Annotated in this window: 1 protein-coding gene; it reads right to left on the reverse strand. The window is 65.4% G+C overall.

The genetic code is table 11. The features are described from left to right. Positions 1-409 precede the first annotated feature (409 nt). Positions 410-3,571: condensation domain-containing protein (locus FBX99_RS28700; protein WP_145133801.1), on the reverse strand; the 3,162-nt coding region annotated here is incomplete at its 5' end.

Raw genomic sequence — 3,571 nt, forward strand, 5'->3', positions numbered from 1 at the left:
ACGTGCTTTAAGCACTCCAGGCATTCAGCTTGCCACTCACCGCTCTCACCATCAGTTTAATCGCAGAGCAAGACACAAGCGGGCTTGCTCGCGAAAGCGGGGTGCCTGTCACGGAGGTGTTGAATGTGCCGCCGCCATCGCGAGCAGGCTCGCTCCCACAGGAGACGGTGATATATGCAAATACTGCGTCCACCCCAGTCCAATGTGGGAGCGGGCTTGCTCGCGAAAGCGGGGTGTCTGTCACGGAGGTGTTGAATGTGCTGCCGCCATCGCGAGCAGGCTCGCTCCCACAGGGGGTTGTGGCGTATGCGAAGGCTGCGTCCGCCCCGGTCCGGTGTGGGAGCGAGCCTGCTCGCGATAGCGGTAGGTCAGCCAGCGTCCATGCTGACTGACTTGCGCAAACCCGATCCTATGACATGGCGCAATCCTTCAGGGCCTGGGACATTGCCTTGCCTAACCTGGCCACGTGAGGGGCCTTGACCACGGTGTTGTGGGTGCCGGGTAGGGCGGTCACGTTCACCTGGTCGTTGAGCAAGCCGCGCCAGCCCAGGGTCGGGTCGTTGCGTTGCTGTTCGCTCGCGGTGAATAGCGACACCTCGAGCGGGCTCGGTGGGCTGACGTAGGCGCCGATGGCCAGCCGCATTGCATAGGCCACCCCCAGGTGGGTGCGCAGCAGGGCGGCGTCGATGTCGTGGGGCAGTTCCTCCGGCAACAGGCGGTGGGTGATGCATAGCGTCAGCATCGCGTCGATGGCCGAGTGTTGCGCCAGTTCTGTCAGTTGGCCGAGCAGGTCGGGGGCGATCTGTTCGGGGAGCCAGGCCATCAGGAACTGCGCTTCGCTCAGCGCTTGTGTCGGCACCGGTTCAGGACGGGCCGAGGCATCGATGATGCCAAGGAACTCCACCACCTCTCCGGCAGCCTGCAGTTGACGGGCCATTTCATAGGCAATCAAACCACCGGCCGACCACCCGGCAATCCGGTACGGCCCTTGCGGCTGGACCTGACGGATGCCCGCCAGGTAACGCGTCGCCATGGACGGGACATCCGACAGCGGTGCTTCGCCCGCCACCAGGCCACTGGCGGCCAGGCCATAGACCGGGATCTGGGGATCCAGCGACGGCGCCAGGTCCCGTGCGTATTGCACCTCGCCACCGAGTGGATGCACCAAGTACAGCGGCCGCTGGGAACCGCCGCGGCGGATCGGCACCAGGTTGCTGTTGGCCCCTGGTCGGGCTTGCCCATCGAGGGTCCTGGCGAAGCCGGCAATGGTCGGTTCGACGAACAGGTCGCGCACGGCGATGGGCTTGCCAAGTACCTTGCGCAAGCGCGAAGCCATCTGCACCGCCATCAACGAAATTCCGCCGAGGCTGAAGAAGTCGTCGTGACGGCTGATGCGTTCCTGTTTGAACAGGTCTTGCCAGAGCGCGGCGATGGCGATTTCGGTCTCGCCCCGGGGGGCTTCGTAAGGCAAGGCCGGGGCAGGGCTGTCTTCAGTACCGGTCGGCGAGTCCACGGCGGTGACCGAGCGCTCCAGCGGCGGCGTGTTTTCCAACAACTGTCCGATGGATTGCCGTGAATCGGTCACCAGGTTTTCCAGCACCTTGGCGAACAGTCCGGCGATGTTCTGCACGGTCTCCCGGTCGAACAGATCGTTGGCGTATTGCAGGCTGCCGCCGATGCGCTCGCCATTGTCGATCAGCGACAGCGACAGGTCGAACTGGGTGGTGTTGTGCGGGCTTTCCAGGGTTTGCACCGCAAGCCCCGGCAGTTGCAACGGCGCCGGTGGCGTGTTGTCCAGGCTCAGCATCACCTGGAACAACGGGCTGTGGCTCATGCTGCGAGTCGGCTGCAGCGCACTGACCACCTGCTCGAACGGCAGATCCTGATGACTGTAGGCCGCCAGTGTCTGGTCCTTGATCCGCCCCAACAACTCGTCGACACGGCTGTCGCGCCCGGTATCGATCCTCAACGCCAGGGTGTTGGCGAAGAAGCCGATCAGCGCCTCCAGCTCCGGGCGCTGACGGTTGGCTACCGGGGTGCCGACCACCACGTCGTGCTGTCCGCTCAGGTGGCTCATCAATACCGACCAGCCGGCCAGCAACACCATGAACAGCGTGGTGCCCTGGGCCTGGCTGAAGGCACGCAGCTCGGCACTGAGGGGCGCAGGGAAGACACAGTCGACGATGCCGCCGGCATAGCTCTGTATCGCCGGACGTGGGCGATCCAGCGGCAGGTTCAGCAGCGCGGGAGCGCCTTCCAGCTGTTGCCGCCAGAAGTCGATCTGCGCCTGCAAGGCTGAGCCTTCGAGGGATTTGCGCTGCCAGGCGGCGTAGTCGACGTATTGCAGCGCCAGCGGCGGCAACGGGTCTTTCTGGCCCTGGGCGAATGCGCTGTAGAGCACGCTCACTTCCCGGGCCAGGACGCTGTTGGACCAGCCATCGGAGACGATGTGGTGCAAGGTCATGAACAGCACGTGCTCGTCGTCCGCCAGTTGCACCAGATGGCCGCGCATCAACGGTCCCTGGCTGAGGTCGAACAACTGCGTGGCGTTGAGGTTACCGAGGTGCTCCAGCGTGGCCGTGCGTTCGTCGGCCGGCATCGGGCGCAGGTCCCGTTGTTCCAGCTGGAAGCGGTAGTCGGCCGGGGCGATTTTTTGCACCGGCTCGCCGTCCACCAGCTCGAAGCGGGTGCGCAGGGTTTCATGGCGCGCCACCAGGCGGTCGAGGGTTGCCTGCAAGGCAGCCTTGTCCAGCGAACCCGTCAGGCGCAGGGCCAGGGGCAGGTGGTAGGCGGCGCCGGCGGCGTGGTCCAGGTGGTCGAGGAACCATAGCCGTTGCTGGGAGAAGGACAACGGCAGACGTCCCGAGCGATTGGCCAGTGGAATCGATGCCGCCTCGTTGGGCGACGCGCTGTCGACCAGCGCCGCAAGACCGCGCACCGTCGGTGCGTCGAACAGTTCGCGCAGGGTGATCCGTGCGCCCAGTTTGCGGCGTAGCCTGGACAGCAACTGCACGGCCAGCAGCGAGTGGCCGCCCAGTTCGAGGAAACCGTCGTGACGGCCGACCTGATCCAGGTGCAGCAGGCCTTTCCAGATCTCGGCGATGGCGATCTCGGTATCACCCAGCGGCGCCTCGTAGGCTTTGCTGGCGAGGGCGTCCTGGCCGGGCTCGGGCAGGGCGCGGCGGTCGAGCTTGCCGTTGGCGGTCAGGGGCAGGGCGTCCAGGTGCACGAAGGCGTTGGGCACCATGTACTCGGGCAGGCCGCTCAACAGTGCACTGCGCAGTTGCTCGGCTGGCACCGGTTCGCCGCAGACATAGGCCACCAGGCGTTTGCTCTGCGCGTCGCCCTGGCTGTCCTCACGGGCGATCACCACGGCTTCGCGGATACCCGGGCAAGCCACCAGGGCGTTTTCGATCTCACCCAACTCGATGCGGAAACCACGGATCTTCACCTGGAAGTCATTGCGACCCAGGTACTCCAGCGTACCGTCGGCCAACCAGCGACCGAGGTCGCCGGTCTTGTACAGGCGCGCGTTCGGTTCGCTGCTGAACGGGTCGGCGATGAAACGCTC

Origin of the sequence: Pseudomonas sp. SJZ074 (assembly GCF_007828215.1) — a bacterium.
Lineage (GTDB): Bacteria > Pseudomonadota > Gammaproteobacteria > Pseudomonadales > Pseudomonadaceae > Aquipseudomonas.